At 46.1% G+C, this 17773-nt stretch carries 21 protein-coding genes and 1 pseudogene; 19 read left to right on the top strand and 3 right to left on the bottom strand.

The genetic code is table 11. The annotated features are described in order from the left end of the window. Positions 1–12 precede the first annotated feature (12 nt). Together atpD and NYE42_RS18370 are read left to right on the top strand one after the other, a co-directional pair. A complete protein-coding gene (gene atpD / locus NYE42_RS18375) occupies positions 13–1434 on the top strand; it encodes a F0F1 ATP synthase subunit beta (protein ID WP_003151173.1) in 1422 nt (473 codons plus the stop codon). Between the two features lie 23 nt (positions 1435–1457). Continuing rightward, positions 1458–1856, top strand: coding sequence for a F0F1 ATP synthase subunit epsilon (locus tag NYE42_RS18370; protein ID WP_003151176.1), 399 nt, complete (start codon positions 1458–1460; stop codon positions 1854–1856). 44 nt (positions 1857–1900) lie between these two features. Here NYE42_RS18370 and NYE42_RS18365 read toward each other — a convergent pair whose 3' ends face one another. After that, on the bottom strand, positions 1901–2371 hold the full coding sequence (locus NYE42_RS18365; protein WP_007407595.1) for a hypothetical protein: 471 nt from the start codon (positions 2369–2371) through the stop codon (positions 1901–1903). Between the two features lie 172 nt (positions 2372–2543). Here NYE42_RS18365 and NYE42_RS18360 point away from each other — a divergent pair, with 172 nt between their 5' ends. The 16 genes from NYE42_RS18360 (at position 2544) to NYE42_RS18285 (ending at position 15823) form a co-directional block, all read left to right on the top strand. Beyond that, positions 2544–2774, top strand: coding sequence for a DUF1146 family protein (locus NYE42_RS18360; protein WP_007614366.1), 231 nt, complete (start codon positions 2544–2546; stop codon positions 2772–2774). Positions 2775–2914: 140 nt separating this feature from the next. Then, on the top strand, positions 2915–3655 hold the full coding sequence (locus tag NYE42_RS18355) for a YwmB family TATA-box binding protein (RefSeq protein WP_007407593.1): 741 nt from the start codon (positions 2915–2917) through the stop codon (positions 3653–3655). A gap of 33 nt (positions 3656–3688) precedes the next feature. Then, complete coding sequence (murA, locus tag NYE42_RS18350; RefSeq protein ID WP_007407592.1) at positions 3689–4999, top strand: UDP-N-acetylglucosamine 1-carboxyvinyltransferase; 1311 nt, start codon at positions 3689–3691, stop codon at positions 4997–4999. Positions 5000–5198: 199 nt separating this feature from the next. Next, entirely contained in the window at positions 5199–6230 is a 1032-nt protein-coding gene (spoIID, locus tag NYE42_RS18345; RefSeq protein ID WP_144463851.1) for a stage II sporulation protein D, read from the top strand. Between the two features lie 264 nt (positions 6231–6494). Next, positions 6495–7181, top strand: coding sequence for a VWA domain-containing protein (locus NYE42_RS18340; RefSeq protein WP_015418411.1), 687 nt, complete (start codon positions 6495–6497; stop codon positions 7179–7181). Positions 7182–7489: 308 nt separating this feature from the next. Beyond that, the gene (locus NYE42_RS18335; protein WP_012118657.1) at positions 7490–8170 is read left to right on the top strand and encodes a VWA domain-containing protein; all 681 of its coding nucleotides are present in this window, start codon (positions 7490–7492) and stop codon (positions 8168–8170) included. An 85-nt stretch (positions 8171–8255) separates the two neighbouring features. Then, positions 8256–8420, top strand: coding sequence for a hypothetical protein (locus NYE42_RS18330; protein WP_007407587.1), 165 nt, complete (start codon positions 8256–8258; stop codon positions 8418–8420). Between the two features lie 94 nt (positions 8421–8514). Then, entirely contained in the window at positions 8515–9303 is a 789-nt protein-coding gene (fdhD, locus tag NYE42_RS18325) for a formate dehydrogenase accessory sulfurtransferase FdhD (RefSeq protein ID WP_033574398.1), read from the top strand. Between the two features lie 17 nt (positions 9304–9320). After that, on the top strand, positions 9321–10346 hold the full coding sequence (gene moaA / locus NYE42_RS18320; RefSeq protein ID WP_007407585.1) for a GTP 3',8-cyclase MoaA: 1026 nt from the start codon (positions 9321–9323) through the stop codon (positions 10344–10346). Between the two features lie 190 nt (positions 10347–10536). Next, positions 10537–11667: a tetratricopeptide repeat protein gene (locus NYE42_RS18315; protein ID WP_033574399.1), complete on the top strand. Its 1131-nt coding sequence runs from the start codon at positions 10537–10539 to the stop codon at positions 11665–11667. A 120-nt stretch (positions 11668–11787) separates the two neighbouring features. Continuing rightward, positions 11788–12267 (top strand): hypothetical protein, encoded by a 480-nt coding sequence (locus NYE42_RS18310; protein WP_025285407.1) that lies wholly within the window; start codon positions 11788–11790, stop codon positions 12265–12267. Between the two features lie 73 nt (positions 12268–12340). Then, positions 12341–12529 (top strand): CsbD family protein, encoded by a 189-nt coding sequence (locus NYE42_RS18305; RefSeq protein ID WP_015418407.1) that lies wholly within the window; start codon positions 12341–12343, stop codon positions 12527–12529. A 353-nt stretch (positions 12530–12882) separates the two neighbouring features. Continuing rightward, the gene (gene ureA, locus NYE42_RS18300; protein WP_007407581.1) at positions 12883–13200 is read left to right on the top strand and encodes an urease subunit gamma; all 318 of its coding nucleotides are present in this window, start codon (positions 12883–12885) and stop codon (positions 13198–13200) included. Beyond that, complete coding sequence (ureB, locus tag NYE42_RS18295; RefSeq protein ID WP_012118652.1) at positions 13197–13571, top strand: urease subunit beta; 375 nt, start codon at positions 13197–13199, stop codon at positions 13569–13571. Before ureA ends, ureB begins: the two co-directional genes overlap by 4 nt. Next, a complete protein-coding gene (ureC, locus tag NYE42_RS18290; RefSeq protein WP_007407580.1) occupies positions 13568–15277 on the top strand; it encodes an urease subunit alpha in 1710 nt (569 codons plus the stop codon). Before ureB ends, ureC begins: the two co-directional genes overlap by 4 nt. A gap of 141 nt (positions 15278–15418) precedes the next feature. Then, positions 15419–15823 carry an Rrf2 family transcriptional regulator gene (locus tag NYE42_RS18285; protein ID WP_003151203.1) on the top strand — a complete coding sequence of 135 codons (405 nt, stop codon included), beginning with the start codon at positions 15419–15421 and terminating at the stop codon, positions 15821–15823. Between the two features lie 330 nt (positions 15824–16153). On the opposite strand, the gene xynA is transcribed toward NYE42_RS18285, so the two are convergent. After that, a complete protein-coding gene (gene xynA / locus NYE42_RS18280; RefSeq protein WP_007407578.1) occupies positions 16154–16795 on the bottom strand; it encodes an endo-1,4-beta-xylanase XynA in 642 nt (213 codons plus the stop codon). 347 nt (positions 16796–17142) lie between these two features. Here xynA and NYE42_RS18275 point away from each other — a divergent pair. Further along, a pseudogene (locus tag NYE42_RS18275) lies at positions 17143–17246 on the top strand (NAD(P)-dependent oxidoreductase); the annotation flags it as partial. Positions 17247–17283: 37 nt separating this feature from the next. Here the strand turns inward: NYE42_RS18275 and NYE42_RS18270 are convergent. Beyond that, positions 17284–17670, bottom strand: coding sequence for a DUF5362 family protein (locus tag NYE42_RS18270; RefSeq protein WP_144463855.1), 387 nt, complete (start codon positions 17668–17670; stop codon positions 17284–17286). Positions 17671–17773: the final 103 nt, after the last annotated feature.

Below are 17773 nucleotides of genomic sequence, written 5' to 3'. Positions count from 1 at the left end.
GGAGGGATAGCGATGAAGAAAGGACGCGTAAGTCAGGTGCTTGGACCGGTTGTCGACGTACGTTTCGAGGACGGCCACTTGCCTGCGATTTATAATGCGATTAAAGTTTCACAGCCAGCTACAGGCGAAAATGAAGTAGGCATCGACCTAACGCTAGAGGTTGCTCTTCATTTAGGCGATGATACAGTCCGTACAATTGCCATGGCATCTACGGACGGAATTCAGCGCGGAATGGAAGCTGTTGATACAGGTGCGCCGATTTCCGTTCCTGTCGGTGATGTGACTCTCGGACGCGTATTTAACGTACTGGGAGATAAAATTGATTTAAATGAACCGCTGCCTGCGGATGCTCAAAAGGACCCGATCCACAGATCAGCTCCTTCATTCGATGAGCTTTCAACTGAGGTTGAAATTCTTGAAACGGGAATTAAGGTTGTTGACCTGCTCGCTCCTTACATCAAGGGCGGTAAAATCGGATTGTTCGGCGGCGCCGGCGTAGGTAAAACCGTATTAATCCAGGAATTAATCAACAACATCGCGCAAGAGCACGGCGGTATTTCCGTATTCGCCGGTGTAGGAGAGCGTACTCGTGAAGGGAACGACCTTTTCTACGAAATGAGCGATTCAGGCGTTATCAAGAAAACAGCCATGGTCTTCGGACAAATGAACGAGCCGCCGGGCGCACGTATGCGTGTAGCACTGACGGGTCTTACAATGGCTGAGCATTTCCGTGATAAACAAGGACAGGACGTACTGTTCTTTATCGATAACATTTTCCGTTTCACACAAGCGGGTTCAGAGGTTTCCGCGCTTCTCGGCCGTATGCCTTCTGCGGTTGGTTATCAGCCTACGCTTGCGACAGAAATGGGTCAGCTTCAAGAGCGTATTACGTCTACAAACGTTGGTTCAGTTACATCTATCCAGGCGATCTACGTGCCTGCCGATGACTACACTGACCCGGCTCCGGCGACAACGTTCGCTCACTTGGATGCGACGACTAACCTTGAGCGTAAATTAACTGAAATGGGTATCTACCCTGCGGTTGATCCGCTGGCTTCCACTTCCCGCGCGCTTGCTCCGGAAATTGTCGGAGAAGAGCATTATGCGGTGGCGCGTGAAGTCCAGTCAACGCTTCAGCGTTACAAAGAACTTCAGGATATTATCGCGATTCTCGGTATGGACGAATTAGGTGAAGAAGACAAGCTTGTCGTTCACCGCGCACGCCGTATCCAGTTCTTCCTTTCTCAAAACTTCCACGTAGCTGAGCAGTTTACGGGACAAAAGGGTTCTTACGTGCCTGTTAAAGAAACGGTACGAGGCTTTAAAGAAATCCTTTCCGGTAAATATGACCATCTTCCGGAAGATGCATTCCGTCTTGTGGGACGCATTGAAGAAGTCATTGAGAATGCAAAAGAGATGGGTGTAGAAGTTTAATCTGGTCCTAGGAGGGTAAAAGCATGAAGACCGTTAAAGTCAATATCGTTACTCCCGACGGCCCAGTATATGATGCTGATATTGAAATGGTAAGTGTAAGAGCCGAGAGCGGTGATCTCGGTATCTTGCCTGGCCATATTCCGACCGTGGCTCCGCTTAAAATCGGCGCTGTCCGCCTTAAAAAAGACGGACAGACCGAATTGGCGGCTGTCAGCGGCGGATTTTTAGAAGTCCGTCCTGATCAGGTCACTATCCTTGCACAAGCCGCTGAAACAGCGGAAAGCATTGATAAAGAGCGCGCCCTTGCTGCGAAAAAGCGGGCGGAAGACCGTTTGAACAAACGATCAGATGATACTGACATTCGTCGGGCTGAGCTTGCGCTACAGCGGGCTGTAAACAGATTGGATGTTGCAGGAAACTAAAAAAGAATCCTTCTCGGCTGTCTGAGAAGGATTCTTTTTCTATATTAACGCATAAGAGATTCATAGACGCCGATAAGCGGATGATCCTCTTCTTTTTGCAGATATAAATGTTCGCAGCAGTTGTCGGTGTGCCACGTTTTGTTTCCTCTCCGCACACCCGTCGTATAAGCGCCGTCCGTATACGGATAAGGTTTGACGACCCATTCGGCATCGTCATGGTGTCTGATGGCACAATCGATGACATACACGCTGAGCATTTTCTCAAATTCGTCAATCGGCAGGTTCCAATCCGCCAAAAGCAGCTCTTGTATGCTGCGGAAGTAAAGAGCTTCCACTTCCAGCAGGCTGCCGCGTGAATAATCAAGAGAAATGTTGAAAAACTGACATAATTCTTTCAGTTCCTCTGTTTGAGACTGTCTATAATCATAGTAGAATGCTATCGCTTCCCACTCGTGGTCAAATACGGGAAGTGTTTCTCCATACTGCTTTTCCGGATGAAAAAAGGAATGATTCATATTCCCATCTCCTTTCCAAAAAAGTATATCATGCCGGAGAACGGACATTTAAGCGGGGATTGCCCCTAATTTTGGATAAAAATTCTGATGTAAAAATGATCATCTTTCTCTCTTCTTCTTATATAATAAGAGAGGATATGAGGGGCGGAAAAAATGAAAGGAGATGGAATTTGTGAATGTATTGGGGCAGCAGGCCGCAATCAGCATCCTGGTTCACCTGGTATGCATTGCGGTGACATGGTGGGCGCTTCAGGCCGTCAACTTTGATCCGCTGATCCGAAAAGGAAAAATAGTGCAGGCGAGGCTGCTGATCATTCTTCTTACCATTGCGATCGGTACGGCAGTCGCTGACTTCTTTTTAGATTATCTTACCTATTCGAAACAGCTTCCATACTTATTTTAAGAAGTTTCGTCTGTTGAATGAAGGGAATCGCTGGGTGAGAAACCAATTTTTCTTCACCCGCTTGGCGAGTTTTGACGAAGTTTTCCATGTATTGCTTTCCCCGGCTCCGGCAAAAATGGGAGTAAGGGGGAGAGATCGATATGAAGAAAAAAAGAGCAGGCCGCATCATCTTATTTTTTGTTTTTTTAAGCGCCTTAATAGCGGTATTTCATTCCATTCATGCAAGTGAGCTGTCTCCGCTTGCCCAGATTGCCGAAGGAATGGAGCGGCAGCAGGTCACTGTAGATGAATGGACGCTTCATGCGAAAGAAAATCTGAACCTGTCACTGAGTGAATTTGATGACAAGGTAAAAGAACTGAAGACGCAGTATCCGCAATATCATTGGGAATCCGCGCGGGAAGATAAAATCGTAAAGACCGTCGGCACGTATTCTGACAAAAAAAATCACACAACTTTTAAACTGCAGCTCGTCACTACCCTCAAAAACCAGAACCCAACTTCGTATTTATTATATGAGCAAATGAGCCCGGAGCAACCGGAAAACTGGAATGATACATATGAACAGTTTGAACGGCAGGCACATGACATATTTCAAAATAAAGTATTTATTTTTACTTGTCTTAAGGGTCATTTAAATGATAATATGAGTATTGTTTTGCAAAAAAAAGCAGAACAGCTCATGAAAGAATTTGAAGCAAGTCCAGTTGAACATGTAGTTGAGCCTCATTTCGTTTCTGTTTCTGCATTTACATATAAGTGGACAGATTACATCATGACATCGAAACATAAGATGAATGTGCAAGTTGCGCTTAGAAGTGCGGGAATGGGCGAAAAACATACCGTTACGGTTGGCACACCAATCGTGACGACTGAATATTAATATAGAGAATATAGGGACGCGGAGGGGAATACCTTGGAAAAAATCATCGTCCGCGGCGGTCAGAAGTTAAACGGCACAGTGAAAGTTGAAGGAGCAAAAAATGCCGTTTTACCAGTTATCGCTGCATCTTTATTAGCAAGTGAAGAAAAAAGCGTAATATGTGATGTACCTACGCTCTCCGATGTATATACAATTAATGAAGTGTTGCGTCATTTAGGAGCAGATGTGCATTTTGAGAATAATGAAGTTACCGTAAACGCTTCTTACGCTTTAGAAACAGAAGCACCTTTTGAATATGTGCGCAAAATGCGTGCGTCAGTGCTTGTTATGGGCCCTCTGTTAGCCCGTACGGGTCATTCAAGAGTAGCGCTTCCGGGCGGCTGCGCAATCGGCTCAAGACCGATTGATCAGCATTTAAAAGGCTTTGAAGCAATGGGTGCAAAAATCAAAGTAGGCAACGGCTTTATTGAAGCAGAAGTAGAAGGCCGTCTGCAGGGCGCAAAAATCTATTTAGATTTCCCAAGTGTGGGTGCGACAGAAAACTTGATTATGGCAGCTGCTTTAGCTGAAGGAACAACAACGCTTGAAAACGTGGCAAAAGAGCCTGAAATCGTTGACTTAGCGAACTATATCAATGCGATGGGCGGAAAAATCCGCGGAGCCGGCACAGGCACCATTAAAATTGAAGGTGTCGAGAAGCTTCACGGCGTAAGACACAACATCATTCCTGACCGTATTGAGGCGGGTACTTTCATGGTGGCTGCGGCTATCACGGAAGGAAATGTATTAGTGAAAGGTGCGGTTCCTGAGCATCTTACGTCTTTAATTGCGAAGATGGAAGAAATGGGAGTCAAAATTACGGATGAAGGAGAAGGCCTTCGTGTCATCGGTCCTGCCCAGCTGAAGCCGATCGACATTAAAACGATGCCTCACCCAGGATTCCCGACTGATATGCAGTCGCAAATGATGGCGCTGCTTCTCCGTGCGAGCGGAACAAGCATGATTACTGAAACTGTGTTTGAAAACCGTTTTATGCATGCTGAAGAATTCCGCCGGATGAATGGCGACATTAAAATTGAAGGACGTTCTGTGATCATTAACGGTCCTGTACAGCTGCAAGGCGCAGAAGTTGCCGCTACGGACCTGCGTGCGGGCGCGGCGCTGATTCTTGCGGGATTAGTGGCTGAAGGTCATACACGCGTCACGGAACTGAAGCACTTGGATCGCGGTTATGTGAATTTCCATAAAAAACTTGCGGCTCTCGGCGCTGACATCGAGCGTGTCGTTGATGAAACGGCCGCTGAACAAGAAAGCAAAGAAGTCGTAACTGACCTAAACGCATAATGGCTGTAAAAACAGTATGTCAATCTGGCATACTGTTTTTTTATGGTTTATCATCATTATTATGCTCTGATTTCCAAAAAAGAATACGTTTTTCGCGTGAAAAATGGAATAAAGATTCTGTCCAAAAGGAAGTCATATTAGCTTGTCCCTGCCCATAAGATGAAGTAGAGTCGAATCCCAAGCAGGAGGCAGCTGATATATGAAACCGATTGTATTTCTACTATCCGGGCTGTGTATACTTATTCTTCTAGTCCCCACCATTCTCGTCCTTCCGTTTCAGGCAGAAAAAGGAGCAGCCGTAAACAGAGAACCCGGACACAAAACAGCACACACCACACGAGAAACAAAAGGAGCAGAAACATTGAAAGAATCACCTGTATCCATTCCGGTTTATCGGACATCCAATCATTCTGTAGAAAACATTCCGCTTGAAGAGTACGTGATCGGTGTCGTGGCTTCCGAAATGCCCGCAAACTTTAAACCGGAGGCCTTAAAAGCCCAGGCGCTCGCCGCCCGGACATTCATCGTCAGACTGATGGTCGCTGACTCAGCCGTCCAGGCGCCGAAAGGATCACTGGTGGATGATACGCAAATGTTCCAAGTCTATCAAAGCAAAAGCCAGCTGAAAAAAGAATGGGGTTCTAAGTACGCACACAACCTCAAGAAAATCACAAACGCGGTGGCCGGCACGCAAGGAAAGATTTTAACGTACGATAACAAGCCGATTGAGGCATCTTTCTTCTCTACGAGCAACGGGTATACGGAAAATGCGGAAGCCTATTGGACAAGCGCCATTCCTTATTTAAAAAGCGTGAAAAGTCCGTGGGATAAGCAATCGCCGAAATATCTTGCCACCCAGACCTTCAGTGTGCCGGAGTTTCAGCAAAAGCTCGGCGTACAGCTCTCAGGACAAAACACGGTGGGACAGATTACAGCCAGAACGCCGGGCCATCAAGTGGCAACGGCCGTCATCAACGGCAAAAAGCTGAAGGGAAGAGACATCCGGGAAAAACTCGGACTCCGTTCTGCCGACTTTGAATGGAAACGAAACGGCAGCAGCATCACCATTACGACAAAAGGATTCGGCCACGGCGTCGGCATGAGCCAGTACGGGGCCAATTACATGGCGGAGCAGGGAAAATCAGTGGCGGACATCGTCAAGCATTATTATCAGGGAGTGGACATTTCCGAAGCAGATTCATTTTTAAACAAATATATGGCGAAAAAATAGACGCTTTCATGAGCGTCTGTTTTTTTGAAAACTATTCCATAAACGGTAAAGCAACCAACAGACTCATATAACGAAAGCCTAAAGGCTGACAAATGTCGATTGAAGGCTGAGCGCCGGGTGTAAATCACTGATAAAAATGCCGCTTCTATGTGAATATACGCAAAAATAATGAGGAACGCCGTCCTATTTATTTCCCTTTTCATCTCATTTACGATAAATATTGTTCGGCGTTGAACGTAAATCTATTGAAAAGGGGAAAAAGCAATGAAAAAAACATTTTCACTCATACTCATGCTCGGATTGATGCTGACTGCTGCATCTCCTGCTTTTGCTGCCGAGAATGCAAACGAGAAGACATTTTTATTTAAAAACAATATCGCTATTTTGCTTGATGCGAGCGGCAGTATGGCGAAACGGATTGACGGCGTTTCTAAATACAATATGGCAAAAGATGAAATTGTCCGTTTTGCGGATCGAATTAAGTCTACATCACAGGTCAGAATGACGGTTTTCGGTTCGGAAGGCAATAATAAAAACTCCGGAAAAGTTCAATCTTGCGAATCCATTCGCGGTGTATACGGATTCCAAAGGTTTGACAGACAGAGCTTCCTCAACTCTCTGAACGGAATCGGGCCTACGGGGTGGACACCGATTGCAAAAGCATTAGAGGATGCGAAAGCTTCTTTTAACGGCGTTCATAAATTCGGCTTTAAATCCGTTTACCTGTTGACAGACGGTGAGGAGACATGCGGAGGAGATCCTATTAAGACAGCGAAAGAACTTCGCAAACATCATATTAAAGTCAACGTGATCGGCTTTGACTTTAAAGAAGGCTTCAACGGACAGCTTCACGCAATTGCCGGTGCGGGCGGAGGAAAATATTACGAAGCTCACAGCCAAAAAGATATGAACCGCATCTTTACCCTGGAAGCGAGTTCATTAGCGGAATAAGAAAGGTGCCGTTTAGCGGCCCTTTTTTTTATTTTTATTTAACAAAAATTTCAAGAAAAGATGAAGAGAAAACTGTAAAAAGAATCAGTTTTCGGACTTATATTACAAAAAGGGCGAAAAAGGCATTAAATCTGTCATCATTTATCCAATCTTTTTAGGATGATGCGCATAATTCTGTTCATTTTTAACGGTGTACAGACGCTTATACAAAAGGAATCCCGCCCTATATCTTTTTGCATACTCCTCATCTAGCATAGAGAAGAGCCGGGGGCCCATCGGCCAAAAACAAACGGAGAGGAATGAAGGAAATGAAAAAAATGTTCACTGCGGGGATTGTCGGACTTTTGACGCTTTCACTCGGATCACCTGTTTTTGCAGCTGAGAAAAAGCACGAAGAAACAAACGTTGCCGTGCTGTTTGATGCAAGCGGAAGCATGATACAAAAAACAGGGGGAGAGCGTAAAATAGATGTTGCGAAAGAGTCTGTCACTTCTTTTGCGGAAGTTCTTCCTGAAGACACGAATCTGATGCTTCGGGTATTCGGGCATAAGGGCAATAATAAAAACTCAGGCAAAGCCGTATCATGTAATGCGACAGAAACGTTATACGGCCTTCAGCCGTACGCCGTGACTCCATTTGAGCAATCACTCAGCAAGATTAAACCGACCGGCTGGACACCGATTGCGAAAGCGCTCTCTGATACGCGTGAAGAATTTGAGCGGGCCGGCGCCACGGGGAAAAACGTCGTATATCTGATCACAGACGGTGAAGAAACATGCGGCGGTAATCCTCAGGCCGAAATTCAAAAGCTCCGTAAAGCGAACGTCAACACGATCGTCAATATCATCGGCTTCAACTTCGGCATGAAAGGAAGCGAAAGCCTTGAAAAAGCGGCGGAAGCGGGAGGCGGCACATATGTCTCAGCTGACAGCGCGGACGAGTTCAAACAGGCTTGGGAAGACGCTGCAAAGGATTTAGCAAAAGAATAGGTTAAAAAAGGACGCCCGCGCGGCGTCTTTTTTGTTTAGAAAACGGAACCGCGGGAATGATACGGATAAAAGGAGATGAACGCTGTTGTTAAAAGGAGCAGGCATTATATTAGTGCTGGCGGCAGTCGTTTTTGTTCTGATGGGAATTTTTCTGAAGCTTGCCGCCTTCATATTCGTCAGTATATTGGCCATTATCGCCGCAGTTATTTTATTCACCATTCTGAGCAGACATCATCGCAATGAAACATAGAGTCCTAAGAGGGCTCTTTTTTTAAACCGCAAATTCGACAAAATACAGGGATTGTGGAAGAATAAAAGAGAAGGATACTGCGGAGGGGAAAACAGTGGATGAAAAAACAACAGCGGTCAGAGACATATACCGCTATGAAAAAGGGGTATTAACAAAGACGGCAGATCGGATGGTTTCAGAGTATCCGGTGACCGTCATGGTGAACGGACAGGAATTTGTTACGCTCGTCTGCACGCCTGACCATTTAGAGGAACTCGTCATCGGATTTCTCGCATCAGAAGGCGTCATTCGTTTTGAAAAAGAAATCAAAAGCTTTACTATAGATGAAAGTCTCGGGTTTGCATATGTTGAACTGACGAATCCCGGAGTGCTTGAGCAAAAAGACTATACGAAGAGGGTCATCGGTTCATGCTGCGGGAAAGGCCGCCATTTTTACTTTCAGCAGGATGTGAAAACGGCCAAAACCGCCGTCAGCCGTATCACTATAACTCCTGAGACGTGCCTTCGCCTGATGAAGGAGATGCAAAGAGGAAGCGGCACCTTCCAGGAAACGGGCGGCGTCCATAATGCGGCGCTGTGCGATACGGAAAAGCTGCTCTTCATGAGGACGGACATCGGGCGCCACAACGCGCTGGATAAGCTGTACGGCTGCTGTTTGAAAAACGGAATGCCGGTCCGTGACAAGCTGATCGTCTTCAGCGGCCGGATTTCCTCGGAGGTTTTATTAAAAGCCGCAAAAATCGGCGTGTCGATTGTCATTTCAAAATCGGCGCCGACGGAGCTCGCGCTGCAAATGGCGGAAGAGCTGAACATAACCGCGATAGGTTTTGTCAGAAACGGATCATTTAACGTATACACACATCCTGAACGGGTTGAACAATAGAAAGGGGTCTTGGGCTTATGAATACAGAAACGCGCCGGGTGACAGACAAAAGGGAAAGGCCGCTCAGGGATCTTCGTATCTCTGTAACCGACCGCTGCAACTTCAGATGCACGTACTGTATGCCAGCCGAATTATTCGGACCGGATTATCCATTTTTAAAAAAGACGGAATTGCTCTCCTTCGAGGAGCTTGAGCGGCTTGCGAAGCTGTTTGTCGGCCGCTTCGGCGTTGAAAAAATCAGGCTGACGGGCGGAGAGCCGCTCATGAGAAAAGATATGCCTGAATTGATCAAAAAACTTGCGCGCATCCCCGGACTTAAAGATATCGCGATGACGACAAACGGCTCTCTGCTTCCCGTGTATGCGGAAAAACTGAAGCAGGCGGGGCTGCATCGCGTGACAGTCAGCCTCGATTCTTTAGAGGATGAGCGGTTTAAGGCCATTAACGGCCGCGGGGTTTCGGTGAACAAGGTGCTTGAGGGCATTGAGGCGGCAAAAGCGGCCGGACTCGGTGTTAAAATCAATATGGTTGTTCAAAAGGGCGTCAATGAAAAAGATATCCTGCCGATGGCCCGCTATTTTAAAGAAAAGGGTCATATTCTCCGGTTTATTGAATTTATGGATGTAGGCAATACGAATCAATGGAATAAAAAAGATGTGATCACGAAGGCAGAGATTATTGATCTGATCAACCAGCACATGCCGACGGAGCCGATAGAAGCGAATTATAAAGGAGAGGTCGCTTCCAGGTTCCGCTATCTTGACGGTTCCGGCGAAATCGGCGTGATTTCCTCCGTCTCGGATGCATTCTGCGCCTCCTGCAACAGAGCGCGCCTGTCGGCGAGAGGCGAGCTGTTTACGTGCCTGTTTGCGTCAAGCGGCTATGATGTTCGGAAACTCGTGCGCGGCGGTCTGACCGATGATGAATTGACGGAATCCATCGCTTCTGTCTGGAGAAATCGCACGGATCAGTATTCAATTGACCGCGCGCTTTCTAAAACGGATGGGAAAAAGAAAGTGGAAATGTCTTATATAGGCGGATGAAGAAAAGCTTGCCCGGACAAGGGCAGGCTTTTTTATTCACAATATGAGAGCGGTCTGTTCAAAAAATACCGGTGACAGCCGAAATATATGATAGGAATTTTGATGCAGGACAATCAAGTTATGCAATTCCAAAGCCATACAATATGTTAAAATATAACCAATAGAAATTAGAAAAGGTTGTGAAAGGGGCATGACCGCATACGAGATTCCGTCATCTCAAGTTGGAGTCAAGATCAACAAATGGTACAAGCACATTTTAGCGTTTCAAGCGGCTGATGCCATAAAGCTGAAAGAGGAAATTGATGAGGATATAAAACGTATGGAGGAAGACCAGCTGCTGCTGTTATATTATCAGCTGATCAGCTACCGCCATCATATTATGCTTGATTACGTCAAGCCGGAATGCACCGAACAATCACAGATTCAGTACAGCGAGCTGCAAAAGACGATCGAAAGCACGGACAGCATATCGGGACTGTCTGAGTATTATTTCCATTTGTTCAGAGGGATGTATGAATTCGATCACAATAACTATGTTGCGGCTATTTCTTTTTACAGGAAAGCGGAAAAACTCCTTTCATTTGTCGAGGATGATATAGAGAGGGCGGAATTCCATTTCAAGATGTCTGAAGTGTTTTACGTCATGAAGCAGACTCATTTTTCCATGAATCACGGGATTCAAGCGCTGGATACGTATATGAAACACGATTTCTACAGAGTGCGGAGAATTCAATGCCATTTCGTCATCTCAGGAAACTACATCGACTGCAAAAACTACGACAAAGCGCTTGAGCATTTAGACGAAGCCCTCCGCCTTTCTTTGCTTGAAGGACAGCCCCGCCTGATCGGGTCTTCGCTTTACAATCTGGGGAATTGTTATTCTGAAAAGCGGGATCTGGATGAAGCGGCCCGGTACTTTAGAAAAGCGGTTCCCGTTTTTGAAGAGCATCAGCTTGAACAGCTTCCGAAGGCGCTGTTCAGCTTAACGCACACCCTTTTCAGGCTGCATGATGACCAAGCGGCCCTTACCTATTATGAAAGAGGGGTCATGATCGCGAAAGAACGGGGCGATCGATTCAGTTTAGAGAAGTATAAGTTTTTACAAGCGCTTTATTTGGAGTCGCTCAATATGGATTTAATCCATGAAGTGTTTGACTATATGAATGAAAAATCGCTGTATGTGTATATTGAAGATTTCGCCTTGGAGGCCGCCGTTTACACAAGCGCACATGAGCAATATAAAGAAGCGGCGTATTTTTATGAAAAAGCGATTCGCATGAGAGAAAACATTCAAAAAGAACAGTGTTTATACGATATATAATTTTCTTAACCATCTGATCAGCAGATGGTTATTTTTTCATGCGCATTATAACGTTTGATCATAGAAAAAAACGGAAAAATCGAAAAAGAGAGAAAAGGCATATGCGAGGGGGGGGATTTGTTGTTCGGATTTAATGATATGATAAAGTTTTTCGTATCTTTTCTCATCATTCTGCCGATGGTGTCTGTCATCCATGTGTCGGGGCACAGCTTTATGGCCATGCTGTTCGGAGGCAAGGCGTCATTGGATATCGGAATGGGGAAACGTCTTTTAAAAGTAGGGCCGATTCAGGTTCGGCGTATCTACTTCATAGATTCTTTCTGCAAGTTCGGCGAATTGCGGATAGATAACCGTCTGACGAGCGCGCTCGTCTATTCCGGAGGCTGTCTGTTTAATATCGCTTCTATCTTTTTAGTAAATCTGCTGATCATGAAAGATGTCCTCGAGCCAAACTTATTTTTTTACCAATTTGTCTATTTTTCAACTTATTATGTTTTCTTTGCTCTTCTGCCGGTGCAATACGGGGATAATAAGCTGTCAGACGGATTGGCTGTTTACAAAGTGCTCCGCTACGGGGAACGCTGTGAAATCAATAATTGAGAGTTGAAATGTTTGCTATCAGGCTGAGAGGGAAGAACACAAGTACACAACAACAAAAGGAGCTGAAGATATTATGAGTCAAGATAACGGTTTAAAAGACAAAGTAAAAGGCGGAATGAACAAAATGAAAGGGGAAGCTAAGGACAAAGCAGGCGACATGGCAGACAAGTCCGACTTAAAAGCGGAAGGTAAAAAAGACAAAGCGAAAGGCAGCCTGCAAAAGGGTGTCGGCAAAACGAAAGATAAACTCAGTGATGATTAATTTGATAGTGAAACACAGCAAAAGCCCAAAATATTTTGGGCTTTTTGTTATGAGAAATGACAAAAATTCCAGTTCATTTGGTTAATATTCACTAAATTTTTAAATATTCTATAAATTCCCCGGCGATTTCTTTATAATATTCACATAGAATGTAACCTTTCTTCACATTTGATTAAACGTTTGTTGAAGAAAAAAATGAGAAATCGGTAATTTCTGCAAAAGGAATCGGGCCGTTCACCGTCGAATAACTTTTATCACTTAACATTTCATGAGGTGAAGGGGGTGACGGCCGCCTGCATCGTTTCGGTATGACCATGCGGATTGTGTTTGACTATCACTAAGGGGGAATACAGATGAAACTGACACCGGTTGAGCAAGAAAAATTGCTTATTTTTACGGCGGGAGAGCTCGCTAAGCAGCGGAAGGCGCGCGGCGTTCTGCTGAATTATCCCGAAGCCGCCGCATATTTGACCTGTTATCTGATGGAAGGCGCGAGAGACGGAAAAAGCGTTGCTGAGCTGATGGAATCCGGCCGCAATGTATTGACGGAAAAAGATGTTATGGAAGGCGTTCCGGAAATGCTGGACAGCATTCAGGTGGAAGCGACGTTCCCGGACGGGGTTAAGCTTGTCACCGTTCATCAGCCGATCAAAGCGGAGGTGAAGTCATGAAGCCGGGAGCGATTCAAGTCGCAAAGGGGATCATCACCATTAACGAAGGCCGGAAGACGCTGGAGGTGTCAGTCACCAATAACGGAACACGGTCAGTGCAGGTAGGATCGCATTTTCATTTTGCCGAAGCCAACGGCGCCCTTTCCTTCAATCGGGACAAAGCAATCGGCATGCGCCTTGATATCCCGTCAGGCACATCTGTCCGTTTTGAACCGGGAGAAGAGAAAACCGTCACGCTCGTGGAAATCGGAGGGCGAAAAACGGTCAGAGGTCTCAACGGCATGGCCGATACGTATATGGATGAGCGGGGAAAAGAGAAGACTCTGTCAAATCTTAAAAAAGCCGGATGGATGGAGGAGGCGATCCGATGAAAATGTCACGTGAGCAATACGCAGAACTGTTCGGACCGACAACGGGAGACAAAGTCAGACTCGGAGATACGGATTTATGGATTGAAGTCGAAAAAGATTTCACGAATTACGGTGAAGAAATGATTTTCGGCGGAGGGAAAACAATCCGGGACGGCATGGGGCAGAACGGGCGTATCACCGGGAAAGACGGAGCGCTTGATCTGGTCATTACAAACGCGGTTATCCTGGATTATACCGGAATCGTCAAGGCGGATATCGGGGTGAAGGACGGCCGGATTGTCGGCGTCGGGAAAAGCGGCAACCCTGATATTATGGATGGGGTGGACCCGCACATGATTATCGGTGCCGGAACAGAAGTCATTTCCGGCGAAGGGAAAATCGTAACGGCCGGCGGGGTGGATACGCATATCCACTTTATCTGCCCGCAGCAGATGGAAGTCGCGCTTTCTTCAGGCGTGACCACGCTTCTCGGCGGCGGAACGGGTCCTGCGACGGGAAGTAAAGCGACGACTTGTACATCCGGTGCATGGTACATGTCGAGAATGCTGGAAGCGGCCGAGGAGTTTCCGATCAACGTCGGTTTCTTAGGAAAAGGGAATGCATCCGATAAAGCACCGCTGATCGAGCAGGTGGAAGCAGGCGCGATCGGCCTGAAGCTGCATGAAGATTGGGGATCAACGCCAAGCGCCATTAAAGCTTGCATGGAAGCGGCGGATGAGGCGGACATTCAGGTGGCGATCCATACAGACACGATAAATGAAGCGGGCTTTTTAGAAAATACGCTTGATGCGATCGGCGACCGGGTTATCCATACATATCACATAGAGGGAGCCGGCGGAGGCCACGCACCGGATATTATGAAACTCGCATCTTACGCCAATATCCTGCCGTCCTCTACGACGCCGACGATTCCATATACCGTCAACACGATGGACGAGCATCTTGATATGATGATGGTCTGCCATCATTTAGATTCAAAAGTGCCTGAAGACGTGGCGTTCAGTCATTCACGCATCAGAGCGGCCACCATTGCGGCGGAGGATATTCTGCACGATATCGGCGCGATCAGCATGACATCATCTGACTCGCAGGCGATGGGCAGGGTGGGAGAAGTGATTATCCGGACATGGCAGGTGGCCGATAAAATGAAAAAACAGCGCGGCGCTCTATCAGGAGAAAACGGCAATGACAATGTGCGCGCCAAACGCTATATCGCCAAATACACGATCAACCCGGCCGTCACTCACGGCCTGAGCCATGAAGTCGGTTCCGTTGAAAAAGGAAAGCTCGCCGACCTCGTACTATGGGACCCGGTTTTCTTCGGCGTCAAACCTGAACTTGTGCTCAAAGGCGGCATGATCGCCCGCGCCCAAATGGGAGATCCGAATGCTTCCATTCCGACGCCTGAGCCCGTGTTTATGCGGCAGATGTACGCATCATACGGTAAAGCAAACCGAAATACCTCTATTACATTTATGTCCCAGGCCGGTATCGCAAACGGTGTGCCGGAAAAGCTCGGCCTTGAAAAAATGATTTCTCCCGTACGGAATATCCGTAAGCTGAGTAAGCTCGACATGAAGCTGAATGACGCGATGCCGAATATACAAGTCGATCCGAAAACCTATCAGGTGTTCGCCGACGGAGAAGAGCTGGCATGCCAGCCCGTCAGCTATGTTCCGCTCGGACAGCGTTATTTCTTATTTTAATCCCTCTCCGGCCGGTTTCCCGCCGGCCTGTTTACACCTCTATTGCCAACTTGATTTCATCCTGCCGCCCGTTTTAGTGTATATTAGTAGTTGACAAACAAATGAAATGTAACTATTGTGGTTACAACGGTGGTGAAAAACATGATTAACAGCCGTCTTGCTGTGGCCATTCACATTCTATCGCTGATCTCAACGGATGAACGGGCGTCATCGGATATGATTGCGGGCAGCGTAAACACCAATCCCGTCGTCGTGCGGAGAACGATCAGCCAGCTGAAAAAAGCGGGTATTCTGACATCCCGGGCGGGTGTTCCGGGAGCCAGCCTGAAAAAAGATCCGTCGGAGATCACCCTCTTAGAGGTTTACAGGGCGGTGCAGAATAAGGAAGAGCTTTTTGCGGTTCACGACAATCCGAACCCCGACTGTCCGGTCGGAAAAAATATTCAGCGCGCGCTCGATGAGACGTTCGGAAGCGTACAGCGGGCAATGGAGAATGAACTTGCGAGCAAGTCCCTTTATGATGTAATGAATCATCTCTTTTGTTAAAAAGAGATGGGTTCATGCTGCTATAGGTGTAACAAAAATGGTTACAAGTTATAATGAGGAAATCACGGTTTTGGCTCCATATTCAGACACGCCTGGATGCGGATTGCGATCTGTTTAATGAAGAAATCCTCCGGAACTAAAGGAGGCGGTTACCGGGATATTTTTATTTTGCTTAAGACTTATGTGAAGGTGTCAGCTGTGAGCAAGTTAAACAAAAAATGATATCCTGCCTCCGGCAATGCCAAAACCGTTCGCCTCTTAACAATGATTATAAAATTTCTCTAGGAACGATCAGCAGCCCGTTAGCTGCCCCTAATTAAAGATGAGCTGTTACCACACTGTTACATTAGAACTTCCGCTGCTTTTATATCCTTCTGTCGCTAAGACTTGATAAGCCCAATTACTGCCCAGATTCATTCCATGGCTCTTCCATGCGTTAACATGATTGCTGAAAGTGATTGCAGCGTTGCTTCCGGTCGGTCTCTTCGACTGGCGAACACTCCAGTACTGCGTAAAAGTAGTGTTATCGCCATCAATGGAAGGTGCGTTATAACGTGTCGTTGTATATATGTCATATGTACCTCCATCACTCTTTACAGTACCTTTATACGTTCCGGTAGGTCTGTAAGTACCCCATGAATCCACTACATAATATTCGATGAGAGGTGCTCTCGTCCAGCCATATAAAGTCAAATATCCATTGCCATTCGGCGCCCAGACTCCGGCATTATAGTTTATTGTTCTAAATGGCGAGCCTGTAGTCCAGCCTTTACCAACAACGAAATTTCCGGTATTAGACCAATTAACACTGTAATTCCCGCCAGATCCATTGACAGCGTTGACTGTTCCGCCCCCATCAGTCCAATTTTGCCAGTAATCTGTGCCAGCTGCAGAGGCGGTTGCCGAAAACATGCTGATACTCATGAAAGCAGCCGTTAATCCAACTAAGAATTTCTTTTTAAACTTAAACATATGTTACCTCCTATACTATTTTTTCTGACTTTGACATGAGGCAGCACTCGTAAATATTTAACGAACGCCAACGCTTTTGATCGTTCCTTTCAATATAATAGCATGAATACATGAGTGAATATTAAGAACAATTGTAATTTAATTACAAAGACCCAAAAAACTGTATGATGAGTGGTCTTGTTCCATCAGGGCTTTTATCCTTATTTTGCAGAATCACAATTCTTGCTTCTAAACCTGATCAGGAACAGTCGAACAATTGAGTGATTTCAGTTGAAACTCTGAGGAAAAGTTTTTATTTGAATAAACTTTTTTGAGCTGAAGCCGGAATGTCTGAAGGAATATTTGCAGACAGCTGCATCAGCTGCGCCATTATGCCATCGTCGTATTGAACGAATTGCATAATCCGAAGCACAAAAACGAACGCTTTACCGTTATCGAAGAAGCGGAATAAGAAAAAATCCCGGGCGGATGCGCCGGGATTTTCCTTTTTAATATGTATTGGCATCAATATTATTAAACACGCCGTCCACGATGCCGAGCGTCATGAGGACAATGAAGAGAACGATACCGAGAACGGACAAGCCGACCGTCACAATCAGGTAGATCCCCTGCATTTTCACGAACTTTGCATAATTCTCCAGCATATGTTCCTCTGTCAGTTCATTGAACTGCTCCGCCATCTGTCCCGCTTCATTTGCCGAGCGCATCAGAAAAATGCCGGCAATGATCTGCAGAACGCCGGGAATGGCTCCGATTAAAAAGAAAAACGCGCCCGACAGCGCCGCAAACGCACCCACGATAATAAATAAAATACCTGTCGCTTTTCCCCATTTTGAAATAGCAATAAGCGAACGATTCACTGATTCAGGTTTCAAACTATGGCACTCCTTTACAAAAAAATACTCACTTTTCATTTATACACTATTGGGTCATTCTTTTGAATATAAAATGTGTTTTTTCGTGCCGTGTCCGTTTTGT

It is taken from the genome of Bacillus sp. FSL K6-2865, assembly GCF_040311405.1.
GTDB classification, from domain to species: Bacteria; Bacillota; Bacilli; order Bacillales; family Bacillaceae; genus Bacillus; species Bacillus velezensis.
Note: the sequence above shows the minus strand (reverse complement) of the source record. Positions and strands in the feature narration are given on the sequence as shown.